Origin of the sequence: Salmonella sp. 3C, from assembly GCF_025426275.1 — a bacterium.
GTDB classification, from domain to species: Bacteria; Pseudomonadota; Gammaproteobacteria; order Enterobacterales; family Enterobacteriaceae; genus Salmonella; species Salmonella enterica.
The window spans coordinates 665,819-681,034 of record NZ_CP104858.1 but is presented as its reverse complement, the minus strand read 5'-3'; the positions used below and the strand labels follow the sequence as shown (position 1 = coordinate 681,034).

13 protein-coding genes and 5 tRNA genes are annotated in these 15,216 nt (G+C 52.1%); 11 read left to right on the top strand and 7 right to left on the bottom strand.

Annotation, left to right across the window (positions count from 1 at the left end; translation table 11 throughout):
* Positions 1-177: 177 nt before the first annotated feature.
* The 11 genes from csrA to N7E69_RS03120 all read left to right on the top strand — a co-directional run bounded on the left by csrA (position 178) and on the right by N7E69_RS03120 (position 6,487).
* Positions 178-363: a carbon storage regulator CsrA gene (gene csrA, locus N7E69_RS03170; RefSeq protein ID WP_000906486.1), complete on the top strand. Its 186-nt coding sequence runs from the start codon at positions 178-180 to the stop codon at positions 361-363.
* Between the two features lie 303 nt (positions 364-666).
* Positions 667-759 (top strand) — tRNA-Ser (locus N7E69_RS03165).
* 3 nt (positions 760-762) lie between these two features.
* A tRNA-Arg gene (locus tag N7E69_RS03160) sits at positions 763-839 on the top strand.
* A 61-nt stretch (positions 840-900) separates the two neighbouring features.
* Positions 901-977, top strand: a tRNA-Arg gene (locus tag N7E69_RS03155).
* A 62-nt stretch (positions 978-1,039) separates the two neighbouring features.
* A tRNA-Arg gene (locus N7E69_RS03150) sits at positions 1,040-1,116 on the top strand.
* A gap of 62 nt (positions 1,117-1,178) precedes the next feature.
* Positions 1,179-1,255 (top strand) — tRNA-Arg (locus N7E69_RS03145).
* 229 nt (positions 1,256-1,484) lie between these two features.
* On the top strand, positions 1,485-2,051 hold the full coding sequence (yqaB, locus tag N7E69_RS03140) for a fructose-1-phosphate/6-phosphogluconate phosphatase (RefSeq protein WP_000271296.1): 567 nt from the start codon (positions 1,485-1,487) through the stop codon (positions 2,049-2,051).
* A complete protein-coding gene (locus N7E69_RS03135) occupies positions 2,048-2,473 on the top strand; it encodes a YqaA family protein (protein WP_001279502.1) in 426 nt (141 codons plus the stop codon). The genes yqaB and N7E69_RS03135 overlap by 4 nt, the downstream gene beginning before the upstream one ends.
* A gap of 76 nt (positions 2,474-2,549) precedes the next feature.
* A complete protein-coding gene (gene gshA / locus N7E69_RS03130; protein ID WP_000611821.1) occupies positions 2,550-4,106 on the top strand; it encodes a glutamate--cysteine ligase in 1,557 nt (518 codons plus the stop codon).
* Positions 4,107-4,255: 149 nt separating this feature from the next.
* On the top strand, positions 4,256-4,771 hold the full coding sequence (luxS, locus tag N7E69_RS03125; RefSeq protein WP_108630465.1) for an S-ribosylhomocysteine lyase: 516 nt from the start codon (positions 4,256-4,258) through the stop codon (positions 4,769-4,771).
* Between the two features lie 345 nt (positions 4,772-5,116).
* A complete protein-coding gene (locus tag N7E69_RS03120) occupies positions 5,117-6,487 on the top strand; it encodes a carbohydrate porin (protein ID WP_000645137.1) in 1,371 nt (456 codons plus the stop codon).
* Positions 6,488-6,535: 48 nt separating this feature from the next.
* Here N7E69_RS03120 and emrB read toward each other — a convergent pair whose 3' ends face one another.
* The 7 genes from emrB to proV form a co-directional block, all read right to left on the bottom strand.
* Entirely contained in the window at positions 6,536-8,074 is a 1,539-nt protein-coding gene (emrB, locus tag N7E69_RS03115; protein WP_001187291.1) for a multidrug efflux MFS transporter permease subunit EmrB, read from the bottom strand.
* A 16-nt stretch (positions 8,075-8,090) separates the two neighbouring features.
* Positions 8,091-9,263 carry a multidrug efflux MFS transporter periplasmic adaptor subunit EmrA gene (gene emrA, locus N7E69_RS03110; protein WP_001275605.1) on the bottom strand — a complete coding sequence of 391 codons (1,173 nt, stop codon included), beginning with the start codon at positions 9,261-9,263 and terminating at the stop codon, positions 8,091-8,093.
* A 126-nt stretch (positions 9,264-9,389) separates the two neighbouring features.
* Entirely contained in the window at positions 9,390-9,920 is a 531-nt protein-coding gene (gene mprA / locus N7E69_RS03105; RefSeq protein ID WP_000378428.1) for a transcriptional repressor MprA, read from the bottom strand.
* Positions 9,921-10,416: 496 nt separating this feature from the next.
* Positions 10,417-11,601: an MFS transporter gene (locus N7E69_RS03100; RefSeq protein ID WP_000165776.1), complete on the bottom strand. Its 1,185-nt coding sequence runs from the start codon at positions 11,599-11,601 to the stop codon at positions 10,417-10,419.
* Between the two features lie 164 nt (positions 11,602-11,765).
* The gene (gene proX, locus N7E69_RS03095) at positions 11,766-12,761 is read right to left on the bottom strand and encodes a glycine betaine/L-proline ABC transporter substrate-binding protein ProX (protein WP_001216621.1); all 996 of its coding nucleotides are present in this window, start codon (positions 12,759-12,761) and stop codon (positions 11,766-11,768) included.
* Positions 12,762-12,830: 69 nt separating this feature from the next.
* Positions 12,831-13,895, bottom strand: a complete 1,065-nt coding sequence (gene proW, locus N7E69_RS03090) for a glycine betaine/L-proline ABC transporter permease ProW (RefSeq protein ID WP_000775022.1) — start codon at positions 13,893-13,895, stop codon at positions 12,831-12,833.
* Positions 13,888-15,090, bottom strand: coding sequence for a glycine betaine/L-proline ABC transporter ATP-binding protein ProV (proV, locus tag N7E69_RS03085; RefSeq protein ID WP_000985529.1), 1,203 nt, complete (start codon positions 15,088-15,090; stop codon positions 13,888-13,890). Before proV ends, proW begins: the two co-directional genes overlap by 8 nt.
* Positions 15,091-15,216: the final 126 nt, after the last annotated feature.

Here is a 15,216-nt window from a genome sequence, read left to right as displayed (position 1 = left end):
ACAACGATAAAGTCAGGTTGAAGTTTTGTATATCGGCTAAACTTAGGTTTAACAGAATGTAATGCCATGACTGCTTACACCTAAGGTGTTTGTCATCGCTTACTTTTTGGCGTTATATGATGGATAATGCCGGGATACAGAGAGACCCGACTCTTTTAATCTTTCAAGGAGCAAAGAATGCTGATTCTGACTCGTCGAGTTGGTGAGACCCTCATGATTGGCGATGAGGTCACCGTGACAGTTTTAGGGGTGAAGGGCAACCAGGTGCGTATTGGCGTGAACGCCCCGAAAGAAGTTTCTGTCCATCGTGAAGAGATCTACCAGCGTATCCAGGCTGAAAAATCCCAGCAGTCCAGTTACTAAGGTTTTCGCGTCTCACTTTTCGGGTGAGACGCAGCCTCTCTTCTCGCTCGCCCGCGTTGTCCCTTCATGACTTTTTTCAACCTCACTGTTGATATGGTGCGCTTTTGGCGGCCAGCGTGTCATCAAATTATCTGTTGATAAAACATTCTTTTTGGCTTTTTTACAGACTAATTGAGCGTGAAGTGTGCAAACGATAAAAGCTCTGGAAAAATTGTTTGACTTATAAGTCCCAGAAAGTAATATGTGCGCCACGCAGCGACGATGAGCAGAACAAGTTCTTCGAAGCACTCGTAAGAGGCGTGTGGTGAGGTGGCCGAGAGGCTGAAGGCGCTCCCCTGCTAAGGGAGTATGCGGTCAAAAGCTGCATCCGGGGTTCGAATCCCCGCCTCACCGCCATTTGCATCCGTAGCTCAGCTGGATAGAGTACTCGGCTACGAACCGAGCGGTCGGAGGTTCGAATCCTCCCGGATGCACCATCTCTTACTTGATACGGCTTTCCCGCGGTATCAAAATCTGCAGTAAAGTAAGTTTCCCGATGCATCCGTAGCTCAGCTGGATAGAGTACTCGGCTACGAACCGAGCGGTCGGAGGTTCGAATCCTCCCGGATGCACCATCTCTTACTTGATACGGCTTTCACCGCGGTATCAATATCGGCAGTAAAGCAAGTTTTCCGATGCATCCGTAGCTCAGCTGGATAGAGTACTCGGCTACGAACCGAGCGGTCGGAGGTTCGAATCCTCCCGGATGCACCATCTCTTACTTGATACGGCTTTCACCGCGGTATCAATATCAGCAGTAAAGCAAGTTTCCCAATGCATCCGTAGCTCAGCTGGATAGAGTACTCGGCTACGAACCGAGCGGTCGGAGGTTCGAATCCTCCCGGATGCACCATATTCTCCGTACTTTCAGCAATGCAGATAAGATAGCGGTAATCACCGCTGGCATCAGAAGGATAACGTTGCGTCAGCAACGGCCCATAAGGTGAATAATCCTCCCGGCTACGTCACTGCCCTGCAATCGCTTTTCCCCTTATCCTGAATATACCTCTTCATCTCTATTAGCGACAAAATCAACCAATTGCGATAAAGTACTGTCTGGTTATTCGGTTTGCGAGAACACGATGTACGCACGTTATGCTGGTTTGATTTTTGATATGGACGGTACTCTCCTGGATACCGAACCCACGCATCGCAAAGCGTGGCGTGAGGTTTTGGGGCGCTATGGTCTTCGTTTTGATGAACAGGCAATGGTCGCGCTTAACGGTTCGCCAACCTGGCTTATCGCCCAGTCAATCATTGAGCTTAACCATGCCGATCTTGATCCCCTGTCACTGGCGCGTGAGAAAACCGACGCGGTAAAAAGCATCCTGCTGGACTGCGTAGAACCGCTGCCGCTGGTTGAGGTGGTCAAAGCGTGGCATGGGCGGCGTCCCATGTCGGTCGGTACCGGTAGCGAAAGCGCTATCGCGGAAGCCTTGTTAGCGCATCTGGGGCTGCGTCGTTATTTTGATGCGGTTGTGGCGGCAGATCACGTACAGCATCACAAACCCGCGCCTGACACCTTCCTACTGTGCGCCCAGCGGATGGGCGTCATGCCGACGCAGTGCGTGGTATTTGAAGATGCCGATTTTGGTTTACAGGCGGCGCGGGCGGCGGGAATGGATGCCGTGGATGTCCGACTATTGTGAGTGACGGACTGTCACTCCTGTCTCTGTTTGCCAGTAGTTTTCTCAGCGCGACGCTGTTATCCGGTAATTCTGAGGTGGTTTTGGTTGCTATGCTGGTCTCCGGCGTCAGTCATCCCTGGGTCTTAGTCTTAACAGCAACAATGGGTAATAGCCTTGGAGGGGTAACTAACGTTATTCTTGGGCGTTTCTTTCCGCTGCGCAAAACGTCGCGCTGGCAGGAAAAAGCGACTGGCTGGCTAAAGCGTTATGGCGCAGCCACACTATTATTAAGCTGGATGCCGGTCATCGGTGATTTGTTGTGCCTGTTAGCGGGATGGATGCGCATCCCGTGGGGGCGGACGATCTTTTTTTTGTGTCTTGGTAAGGCGCTGCGCTATGTTGCGCTCGCAGCGGCGACGGTTCAGGGCATGATGTGGTGGTAATAATTGTAGGTTTGGCATGTATGGCCGCCATTACAGTTATGCTTATTAAAACGATTTGGACAGGCGGGAGGTCAATTTGATCCCGGACGTATCACAGGCTCTGGCCTGGCTGGAAAAACATCCTCAGGCGTTAAAGGGGATACAGCGCGGGTTAGAGCGCGAAACGCTGCGTGTCAATGCTGATGGCACGCTGGCGACAACAGGTCATCCTGAAGCGTTAGGTTCAGCGCTGACCCATAAATGGATTACCACGGATTTTGCGGAAGCCCTACTGGAGTTTATTACGCCAGTCGATGGCGATATCCAGCATATGCTCACTTTTATGCGCGATCTCCATCGGTATACGGCCAGGAAACTGGGCGATGAGCGGATGTGGCCATTAAGTATGCCCTGCTATATTGCGGAAGGGCAGGACATAGAGCTGGCGCAGTACGGCACATCCAATACCGGGCGCTTTAAGACGCTCTATCGCGAAGGGCTGAAAAATCGTTATGGCGCTTTGATGCAAACCATCTCCGGCGTACATTACAATTTTTCATTACCGATGGCGTTCTGGCAGGCGAAATGCGGCGTTACGGAAGGCGAAGCGGCAAAAGAAAAAATTTCTGCCGGCTATTTTCGTCTGATTCGCAACTATTACCGTTTTGGCTGGGTCATCCCCTATCTATTTGGCGCGTCTCCGGCCATTTGTTCCTCTTTCCTGCAAGGAAAGCCAACCACATTACCGTTTGAAAAAACGGACTGCGGTATGTACTACCTGCCGTATGCGACGTCGCTGCGTTTGAGTGATTTGGGCTATACCAATAAGTCGCAAAGCAATCTCGGAATTACGTTTAACGATTTGCATGAATACGTTGCAGGTCTGAAGCGTGCGATTAAAACCCCTTCCGAGGAGTACGCGCGGATTGGTGTGGAAAAAGACGGTAAGCGGCTACAGATTAACAGCAACGTTCTGCAAATTGAAAATGAGCTGTACGCGCCCATTCGTCCCAAGCGCGTGACGCGCAGCGGCGAATCGCCTTCAGATGCGCTTCTGCGTGGTGGTATTGAGTACATCGAAGTTCGTTCTCTCGATATTAATCCGTTCTCACCGATCGGCGTAGACGAGCAACAGGTGCGCTTCCTCGATCTGTTTATGGTCTGGTGCGTATTGGCCGATGCGCCGGAAATGAGTAGCGATGAGCTGTTATGTACGCGTACTAACTGGAATCGCGTTATTCTGGAAGGGCGTAAGCCGGGCCTTACCCTGGGGATTGGCTGTGAAACCGCGCAGTTCCCGCTGCCTAAAGTAGGGAAAGATCTCTTCCGCGATCTGAAACGCGTGGCGCAAACGCTGGACAGTATCCACGGGGGAGAGGAGTATCAAAAGGTATGTGACGAGTTGGTCGCCTGCTTTGATAATCCTGAACTGACATTCTCTGCCCGAATCTTACGGTCTATGATTGATGAAGGCATTGGCGGCACCGGGAAAGCGTTCGGTGAGGCTTACCGTAATCTGTTACGCGAAGAGCCGCTGGAGATTTTACAGGAAGAAGAGTTTATTGCTGAACGTGACGCTTCAGTACGTCGTCAGCAGGAGATTGAGGCGGCGGATACCGAGCCGTTTGCCGCGTGGCTTGCAAAACACGCCTGACCCAAAAGAAAAAGGCCACTCACTGAGTGGCCAAAATTTCATCGCTGAAAACAGGGATGATGATAACAAATGCGCGTCTTTCATATACTCAGACTCGCCCCGGAACAAAGAGTTCAGTTTATTTTTAAAAAATTATCGGAGGTGACTAAATGCCATTATTAGATAGCTTCGCAGTCGATCATACCCGGATGCAAGTGCCGGCGGTCCGGGTTGCAAAAACGATGAACACCCCGCATGGCGACGCAATCACCGTGTTTGATCTGCGTTTTTGCATTCCGAACAAAGAAGTGATGCCGGAAAAAGGGATTCATACGCTTGAGCATCTGTTTGCTGGCTTTATGCGCGACCACCTCAACGGTAACGGCGTTGAGATTATCGATATCTCGCCGATGGGCTGCCGTACCGGTTTCTACATGAGCCTGATTGGCACGCCGGACGAGCAGCGTGTCGCCGACGCGTGGAAAGCGGCGATGGCGGATGTGCTGAAAGTGCAGGATCAAAACCAGATCCCGGAGCTGAACGTTTACCAGTGCGGTACGTATCAGATGCACTCGCTCAGTGAAGCGCAGGACATTGCCCGTCATATTCTGGAGCGTGATGTGCGCGTGAACAGCAATAAAGAGCTGGCGCTGCCGAAAGAAAAACTGCAGGAATTGCATATTTAGTCTTATTGGTGAGCGGTTCCAGTATTTAAATTAACCCCGGTTTATGACCGGGGTTTTTTATTGCTTAATATAATTTGTATTTATTATATTTGCGGCAAGAATACATTTTAAATTAAGTAATGCCTGGCCTGTTAAATAATAAAATGTGATCTGGTAAACAGAAAAGGCGGATAACTCACGATGCCAGAGTGTATTGATCACATAAACTAAAAATCATAAATAATTAATAGAAAAACATAATGGAATGCGCCAGATATCCAGGTAATAACAAGACTCTACTAATAGCCGGTCGATGGGGTTTTTAGCAAATCTTATCTGGTATACATCAAACTTAAGGGATAAAAAATGAAGGCTAAATATTTGGCGCTGATGATCGGTGCTTGCTTTTCTCATAACCTTTGGGCAGCGAATAATATCACTATTGAGCAGCGTCTGGCTGAACTGGAGCAACGTGTTGTTAATGCTGAAAAACGGGCATCCGATGCCGAGGCGCAAATTCGCTCGTTGAAACAGCAGCAGGTCGCCGCTACGCCGACGGTGAATGTCCAGTCCGCCGAGCCCATTGCAGCAGATAAAACGCCGCCGAAGCTGACCTTATCCGGATTCAGCGATATTAAGTTCTATGGCGATGTCGAATTTAATATGGATGCGGCAAGCCGTTCCGGTAGCCTGACCTCGATGAGAACGTCAGCGAATAAAGATTGGGCATCAGGAACCAATGAACGCTGGGATATTAACGGGCGCTTGTTGCTGGGCTTTGATGGCTACCAGCGGCTGGACAACGGTAATTTTGCCGGATTCTCTGTACAGCCTCTGGCGGACCTGACCGGAAAAATGAACCTTGATGATGCCGTTTTCTTCTTTGGTCGTGAGAATGACTGGAAAATTAAGGTTGGTCGTTTTGAAGCCTACGATATGTTCCCGCTGAATCAGGATACGTTTATTGAATATTCGGGGAATACAGCGAACGATCTTTACAGTGACGGTTACGGCTATATCTATATGATGAAAGAAGGACGGGGACGTAGCGACAGTGGGGGTAACTTCCTGCTGAGCAAAACCATCGACAACTGGTATTTCGAAGTTAACACATTGCTGGAAAATGGCAGTACGTTATATACAGAGAAGCAGTACCACGGAATGGATTTAACCAACGATAAAAACGTGGCTTACGTCCGTCCGGTTATCGCCTGGCAAAACGGGCGTTTTTCAACGGCGATAGCGATGGAAAGTAACGTCGTTAACAACGCCTATGGCTATTATGAGAATGGGAAGTGGATCGATCAGTCAGATCGTACGGGCTATGGTTTTACCATGACCTGGAATGGTCAAAAAACTGACCCGGAAGATGGCGCAGTGATTAACCTGAATACCGCCTATATGGATGCGACCGATGAGACAGATTTTACCGCTGGGGTGAATGCGCTGTGGCATCGATTTGAACTGGGTTATATCTATGCGCATAACAAAATCGAAGCCTTCAATGCTACCAATATCGATGCCGTTTGTGAGGACGATTGTTGGATCACCGATCCCGGCAATTATGATATTCACACTATTCATGCCTCATATTTATTCCCCAACGTGATGGATATGAAAAACTTTAACATCTACCTCGGTGCCTATGCTTCATGGGTAGAGGCCAATCCGAATAATGGCGATAACAGTGAAGATGCGCGTTACGGCGGGCGTCTGAGATTCAAATATTTCTTTTGATTGTTGGTTTACTAAAAAAGGGATCCGCAGATCCCTTTTATCAGATAGTTAGTGCGCGCCGCCACCGCCGCCGCCCGCACCGAAGGGCGGTTTGGCGAACCACACCAGGCCGAGCAGCACCAGGAAGATCCCCGCCGACATCCAGAAGATTTCGTTGGCGGAAATAATCAGCCCCTGATTCGTGATTTGCTGGGCTATCCAGCCTGACGCCTGTTGGTGCGTCATCCCTAAGCCTTCCAGTTTATCGTACATAGCCTGAGCGTTTGGATTATACGCTGTAACCGACTCGGTGAGCTGCGCATGGTGTAGCGACTCACGATCGGTCCACATAGTGGTGGTAATCGAGGTGCCAATGGAGCCCGCCAGCGTTCGCGTGAAGTTCGACAGGCTTGATGCCGCCGCCAGCCGTTCGGGCGGTAACCCGGAGAGCGTAATGGTGGTCAGCGGCATAAAGAAGCAGGCGACGGCAAATCCCTGAATAAACTGCGGCCATGCGGAAGCGCCGAAATCCATACCCGGTTCGAACGTCCAGGCGCGCCAGTAAAAACAGACGGCGTACATAATGAAGCTGAATGTGACCAGCCTGCGCATATCCAGTTTATGCGCGAAGCGTCCGATAATCGGCGACAAAATTACCGGAATAATGCCGACTGGCGCCGACGCCAGACCTGCCCACGTTGCGGTATAGCCGTACACCTCTTGCAAAAGCTGCGGCAGTAGAACAATGGCGCCGAAATAGAGCATATAGGCAAGGCTGATGCACAAGCAGCCAATCGTGAAGTTACGCGATTTAAAAAGAGAAAGATCGACGATAGGGTGATCGTCGGTCAGTTCCCAGACGATCAGGAAACTGATGGCGATGACGGCGACCACGGTCAGGATGATAATTTCCTGTGAGGAGAACCAGTCCAGCTCTTTACCGCGATCGAGCATAATTTGCAGGCTGCCGATGCCAATCACCAGTAACGCCAGCCCGACGGCGTCAATACGTCGCCGTTCGGTATGCGTTTCACGTCTGCGCAGCGTGTGTAACGTCATCAGGACGACGGCGATGCCAATCGGCACGTTGATGAAGAAAATCCATCCCCAGTGGTAATTATCACTGATATAGCCCCCCAGAATCGGGCCGCAAATCGGCGCGACAATGACGGTCATTGACCAGAGCGCCAGCGCAATGGAGCGCTTTGCAGGCGGATAGTTATTCAGCAACAGGCTTTGCGAGAGCGGAATCAGCGGCCCGGCGACCACGCCCTGCACCACGCGGAAGAAGATCAGCATATTCAGACTGCTGGATACGCCACAGGCCCAGGAAGCCGCGGCAAAGGCGACCGTCGACCACATGAACAGTTTGACTTCGCCAAAACGTTTCGCCAGCCAGCCGGTTAAGGGAATCGAGATAGCGTTCGCCACCCCGAAAGAGGTGATAACCCATGTCCCCTGGCTTAGGGAAGAACCCAGGTTCCCGGCGATGGTCGGAATCGCCACGTTGGCAATGGGGGAGTCCAGCACCTGCATGAATGTCGCCAGCGACAGCGCGATCGTCATGATGACGAGCTGCGCGCCTTCCAGCGGTTTTTGCTGTTGCATCACACGCACCTCAGGATTAACCCGCGTTAGCCTGTACGATGTCGTCGATCAGTTTATTGACCGGCGCGAGATTAATTTCGCGTGCGTTACTTTCGGCAACCGGCGTCGTTCGTACCTGGCTGGCCAGTACCTGACCGTCGCGATTAGCGGTATCCACGGTGACCAGCGTCGATAAACCAATGCGCAGCGGATGTTGTTCTAACTGGCGGGCGTCCAGTTCGACGCGTACCGGCAGACGTTGAACCACTTTAATCCAGTTACCCGTCGCATTTTGCGCTGGCAGCAGGGAGAAGGCGCTGCCTGTCCCCATATCCAGACCGACGACTTTACCGGTGTATTTTACGTCGTCGCCATAAATGTCAGTAATAATCGTCACTGGCTGCCCAATGCGCATATTCGCTAATTGGGTCTCTTTAAAGTTAGCGTCCACCCACAGATCGGTTGCAGGCACCACGGCCATCAGCGGCGTGGTGGGGCTGATCTGCGCGCCAGGCTGGACGGCGCGGCGGGAGACATAACCGGTCATTGGACTGACGATGCGAGTACGCTCCAGCGCCAGCCAGGCGTTACGCACTTCGGTCGCCGCTTGTTGAACCGCAGGCTGATCTTCCAGATTACTGTTGAGTATCATTGCCTGGTTGGCATTGTACTGTTGAATGGCGACATCCAGCTGTGCCTGCGCGCTGGCGACGGCATCGCGGGCGTGTTGCAGCTCTTCCCGGCCAATAAGATTGGCATTACCCAGCGGCACACGACGGTTAAGGTCGCTCTGCGCTTGCGCCAGGGCGGTTTTTTGCACGTCGATATTCGCCTGCAACTGCTTACTGTTAATCATCAACTGGTGCGTTTGGCGCACGCTGGAGGCCAGCGCCGTTTTGGCTCTTTCAAACGCTTGTTTGGCGTCAGTCTGATCGAGCGTGACCAGAACATCGCCCTCTTTTACAAAGTCGGTGTTATCAGCCCAGACTTTCGTCACGCTGCCTGACACCTGCGCCATGATTTGAACCTGGTTCCCTGCCACGTAAGCATCATCTGTCTCTTCAATATGACGCAATACTAAAAACCAATAAATTCCATATGCCACGGCAATAATAACAAAGAGCAAGGTAAGAAGTAGCAGCGCTGTTTTGCGTTTGCCTTTCTTCTTAGCCGGTTGCTGCGGGGTTTGGATCTCCGCATTTGCGCTCATGTTGTTCTCCACGATCTTATTATTCACATCGGCTGAGCCGACCTGTTGTCAGAAAGGCCAGCAGTAATGCGTGCCGGCCTGTCCGCTTTCCTGTTATTAATCTGGATTGTTGAGCGGGTCGGCGCTTTAGCGCAGCGCCTCAAGAACAGTGCCTTCCTGCTCCATTTGATCAAGACGCGTCAGGAGTTTACGAGTGATGTGCTCAAGTTGATCTTTTTCGGCTGTGCTAAGTGATGACCAGAGTTGATGCAGACAATGATGCTGAGGCGGAAGCACTTCTTGCAAAAATGCCTGGCCTTTCTCCGTTAATTGCAGATGCAGGCAACGGCGGTCGTTATCGCTCTCACGACGCTCAATCCAGCCGCGTTTTTCCAGCTCATCTGCAATGCGTGTCGCATTGGTGCGAGATGAACCCAGCGCGCAGCTTAATTCAGACGGCTGAATACTGTGGTTTTCCTGAGACTCCAGCGTAATCAACGCCATAAACAACGTCTCGTTAATCCCTTGAGCCTTCAGCATTTTATTGCGTTTTTCCAGGAGCTTGCCTTGCATGTGCATACAAAGACGAGTCAAAAGAATTTCCTGGTAAGGAAAGTCTTCGTGACGGCTGGCGCGAAATTTTAGCATTTGTTCAATGGGCGTAAACGAACTATCCATTTGGGCATGACCTCATTAATTTCAGCCGATATAGTAACGACAGTGACAAATAAAGTAAATGTATTATTAATACAAAATCATTCTTTCAGGCTATAAAGCAACCAATGATACGCAGACTGAGACGTCAGCGGGAACATTGGGCCCGGTAAAGCGCCGCCTGCGGCAAATCCAGGAATGACGAGAAAAGCGTGAGTGCCTGCATGAAAAAATCAGGAGAGAACGATAAGCGGGAGGGGCGAAAGCCGGGTAAACGGCCTTACAACCCGATGCAAAAGCCACCGGAATATCACGGATAGCTATCGGTGAACGACCTTCGAATCCTTGAACGGGCGCTATTGGCCTGGGAGCAGATGGGGATGCAGGGCTTTCCATAGAATTATATTATTCTTCACCGGTATAAAAATAACCATGATAAATGAATAGCATAACCTTAACAGACTGGGGAGCTCCTTAACACCCTAAGGAGCTTAAACAAAGGTAAACGCTCACTATCCGCTTAATTTACGGCTTCCTGTCGGTGAAAACCTCGCCACCAGACCAGTAAATTAAGTAAGGCTACCGTGACACCCGCCAGACAAACGCCGGCCCAGCCGGCATGTTGCCAGGCGGAGGCGGAAATCAGCGACCCCGCGGCGCCACCGATAAAGTAGCTGGTCATATAGCCGGCGGTGAGCCGGTTACGCGCATCCGGATGCAAACGATAGATGACCGTCTGATTGGTGATATGTACCCCCTGAACGGTGAGGTCCAGTACCAGAATGCCAATAATCAGCGCCAGTACCGAGGTGTGCCCAAGCCAGATAGCCAGCCAGGAGAGTAACAGCAGCAGTAAGCCGAACGTGGTGGTGAGGTGAGATTTACCTTTATCGGCAAATCCGCCAGCCGGACGCGCGCCTAAAGCGCCGGCGGCCCCCGCCAGGCCAAACAGGCCAATCATCCCCTCGGAGTAGCTAAACGGCGGCGCGGCGAGCAAAAAGGCCATTGATGTCCAGAGGATGCTGAAATTAGCAAAGGTCAGACAGCCCAGCAGTGCGCGGGTACGCAGCAGCTTATCGTGAATAAACAGGCTGAATACAGAACCCAACAGTTGCGGGTAGTTAAGATGGGTGTCGGATTTGAGCTTTGGCAGTCCGCGCCATAACGCGACGGCCATCAGCGCCATCAGCGCCGACGCTACCCAAAATACGGTGCGCCAACCGCCGAGGTTTGCCAGCAGTCCGGCGACCGTTCGCGCCAGCAGGATCCCCAGCAACAGGCCGCTCATAATGGTGCCGACCACTTTACCGCGGGTGGCGGGCGTCGCAAGTGTGGCGGCCAGCGGAACCAGAATCTGCGCCACCACGGAGAACAGTCCGGTTAAGGCCGTTCCGAGTATCATCATGCTAAGCGACTGACTGCTGGCGGTGATCAGCATTCCGCCAGCCGCCAGCAACGTCATGGAGACAATCAGCGTTCGGCGTTCAAACATGTCGCCGAGCGGCACCAGAAACAACAGGCCAGCGGCATAGCCCAACTGCGCGGCGGTAACGATAACCCCTGCGGAGCTGGCGGAAAGCGAAAAGTGATGCGCGATGGTATCAAGCAGCGGCTGGGCATAGTAGTTGCTGGCGACCGCCAGACCCGTGGCCACAGACATTAAAACGATCAGCGCCGGGCTAAGCCCATGAGTGGGTTTCGTCATTATGGTAATCGTGATTTAGATAATTATTTCCTGGGAAAACAATCATAGCGGATGTTGATGAATAAAGGGGAACAGTGACGTGATGAATCGTGCGCTTTGAGGAGAGATTGAATAGGCCGGATAGCGGCGCATGAACTGCGCCTTATCCGGCATAAAAAACGATCTTATTTCTGCGCGGCCAGCGCTTCTTTCACCCAGCCGTCAAACTGCTGCTGGTGGGCGTTGATCCAGCCGTCTACGTGGCCCTGAACATCGGCTTCAGACGATTTACCGGCATGCATCATGGCGTTCTGCGCGTTGATATCCGCCAGCGGCAGCTTCATGATGGCGAACAGTTTCGCCGCCGCCGGGTTTTTCTCCGCCCATGCCTTATTGGCGACAATATGCATAGTATTGACCGGGAACCCATAGTTCGCGCCGTTCGGCAGTTTAGTATCAATATTTTTCTGTTCGCCCGGCAGGGAGGAGAACGGCACCTGTAGCCAGACGACATCTTTACCCGGCTTCATTACGTCGCTCACCCAGTACGGGGTCCAGGTGTAATACAGCACCGGCTTGCCTTCTTTAAAAAGGGTAATGGTATCAGCCATCATCGCCGCATAGTTACCGTGGCTGACCTCAACGGTTTTTTGCAGATCAAACGCTTTATTCTGATGATTGATCACGGCTTCGCAGCCCCAGCCCGGCGAGCAGCCCATCATGTCCGCTTTTCCGTCGCCATTGGTATCGAAGATTTTGGCGATTTTCGGATCTTTTAGCTGAGCGATATTGGTGATGTTGTACTGCTCGGCGGTTTTTTTATCGATCAGATAGCCCTGCGCAGCGCCGGAGACGAAGACGCCCTCGCGGTAAAACTTGTTGTCTCCGCCTGCTGCGGCATACATATCATCATGCAGCGGCTGCCAGTTCACGGCGGTAAACGTCGCATCGCCAGAGGCGATGGAGGTATAGCCTACGTTGTAATCGACTTCACTCGGCTTATTTACGGTATAACCCAACTTTTCCAGCGCCCGACTGACCAGTAACGTCTGGAAGGTCTCTTCAGAAATCGTGCTTTGGATAGGTTGGACGGTAATGCCTTTGCCAGGCAGGTCGGCAGCGAAAGCGCTGGCGGTGACAAGGGTGGCAAACGCTGAGGCAAATATCACGGTATGTCGCATCGTTGTTCCTTTAATTATGGTAGGGAGTTGTAAGCCCGGTAAGCGCAATGTCACCGGGCGTCAGGAGAGTTACTTAACGAAAGGGCGGGTGATTAGCCCAACAGGACCGGTGGTATACCAGCGACGGTTACCGCGGCTACGCGAGTCGCGCCCGACGGCCTGCGTCAGACGGTCCAGAATGATGGCGAGAATCACAATGCCGACGCCGCCGACGGTTGCCAGCCCCATATCAAGACGACCAATGCCGCGTAGTACCATCTGGCCAAGTCCGCCGACCGCAATCATCGAGGCGATGACGACCATCGAGAGAGCCAGCATCAGCGTCTGATTAACGCCTGCCATAATGGTGGGCATCGCCAGCGGTAGTTGCACTTTGAACAACATTTGGCGCGGGCTGGCGCCGAACGAGCGCGACGCTTCAATTAAGTCGGCAGGCACCTGGTTAATGCCCAAGATCGTCAGGCGTACAATCGGCGGTAGAGCAAAAATAATCGTCACCACCACGCCCGGCACGTTACCGATGCCGAATAACATGACAATCGGCACCAGATAGACAAACGCGGGCGTGGTCTGCATCGCATCCAGCAGCGGACGAACTATTTTGGCCGCACGCGGGCTGCGCGCCAGCCAGATTCCCATCGGTAATCCGATCACGACGCAGAACAACAGGGCGGTCAACACCAGCGCCAGGGTAATCATCGCCTGCGACCAGGCACCGATCGCGCCGATCGCGATCAGCGATATCAGCGTCGCGATCCCCATGCCCACGCCGGAAACCTGCCAGGCAATCAGCGCAAAGAGAATAATCGCCACAGGGGCGGGCATTCCCAGCAGCAGTTGCTGAAAGCCGTTGAGGATGTAATCCACCGGCACACGAATCCCCTGAAAAAGGGGACGGAAATGGGTGACGACCCAGTCGATTCCCTCTGTGACCCAGCTATCCAGCGGGATCAGCGTCTTATGGAACGGGTCCAGAAGAGAAAAGTGTTCAGGGGCTGGCGCGGGCGCGCTGTTCAACCAGTCGGTACTACCGCCGTCCGTGGCTACGCCTGCCGGTGTTCCCCAGGCATCAGCCGTTTGCGTCGTAGTATCGGCCACCTGTGCGGTATCCCACGGATTCGTTTGATCAGCCATTGTTACCCCCCTCGCGATCTAAAGCCTGTAGCAACATACGTTTTGAAATAATGCCAACATACTGGTGTTCTTCATCGACAACCGGCACCGCGCAGGGCGCCTGGCCGACGTGAGAGAGCAACTCGCTGAGTGGGGTTTGCGCATCAACAACTAAAGGGTCGTCGATAAGCGCCGCTTCAATCCCTTGCGCCTGGCTTAATGCCGCTTTTAATGAGTCGATGGACACGACGCCCACGAATTTATTGCCACGCTCAATGACGTAACCATATTCACGGTCTTCGTCCTGTAATAATTTCAGTGCCGAACGGGGACCGAAACCTGGCGTTTTACGAATTAAGCCGACCGGACTGCGACGGGCAATATCTTTGGCGCTAAAGACCTGACTAATATCCACGCCACGGAAGAACGTGCGGACATAATCATTTGCCGGATTATTCAGGATCTCATCCGGCGTACCAACCTGTACGACCTCGCCATTTTGCATAATGGCAATCCTGTCGCCAATACGCATAGCCTCATCAAGATCGTGGGAAATAAAGACAATGGTGCGCTGATGTTTCGCCTGTAATTTCACCAGTTCATCCTGCATTTCGGTACGAATTAATGGATCGAGGGCGGAAAACGCTTCGTCCATTAATAAGATATCAGGGTTGATTGCCAGCGCGCGGGCAAGTCCAACACGCTGACGCATCCCACCGGAAAGTTCATCCGGATAGGCATGAGCGTAATTTTCAAGCCCCACCTGACGCAAGGCGTCCAGCGCTTTTTCGCGACGCTCTTGCGCCGCGATGCCCGCTAATTCCATACCGAATGCCGTATTATCCAGCACGGTCATATGCGGCATGAGCGCAAATGACTGGAAGACCATCGCAATCTTTTTCCTGCGCACCTCGCGAAGCTCAGCGTCTGATATTTTGGCAATATCAACGCCGTCAATCAGTACCTGTCCGCGGGTGGGTTCAATCAGGCGATTGAGAAGGCGTACCATTGTGGATTTACCCGAGCCGGATAATCCCATGATGACAAATATCTCGCCTTCTTCAATGGCCAGACTGGCGTCTTTAACGCCAAGCGATAGCCCCGTTTTTTCCAGTATTTGCTCTTTCGATAGTCCCTTTTCAATATATTTGAAGGCACGCTGCGGATGCTCTCCAAATATTTTATACAGATTCTTCACTTCTAATTTAATTGCCATGCAATAGAATGATTCCTGTTATTTACTTATGTCGATATGTTACCTGATAGAAATAGTTACCTTTTTCTACCCTAACATACTCAGAATCTGAGACAACCCTGAATTTGCTTCTGGCATGAATATTGC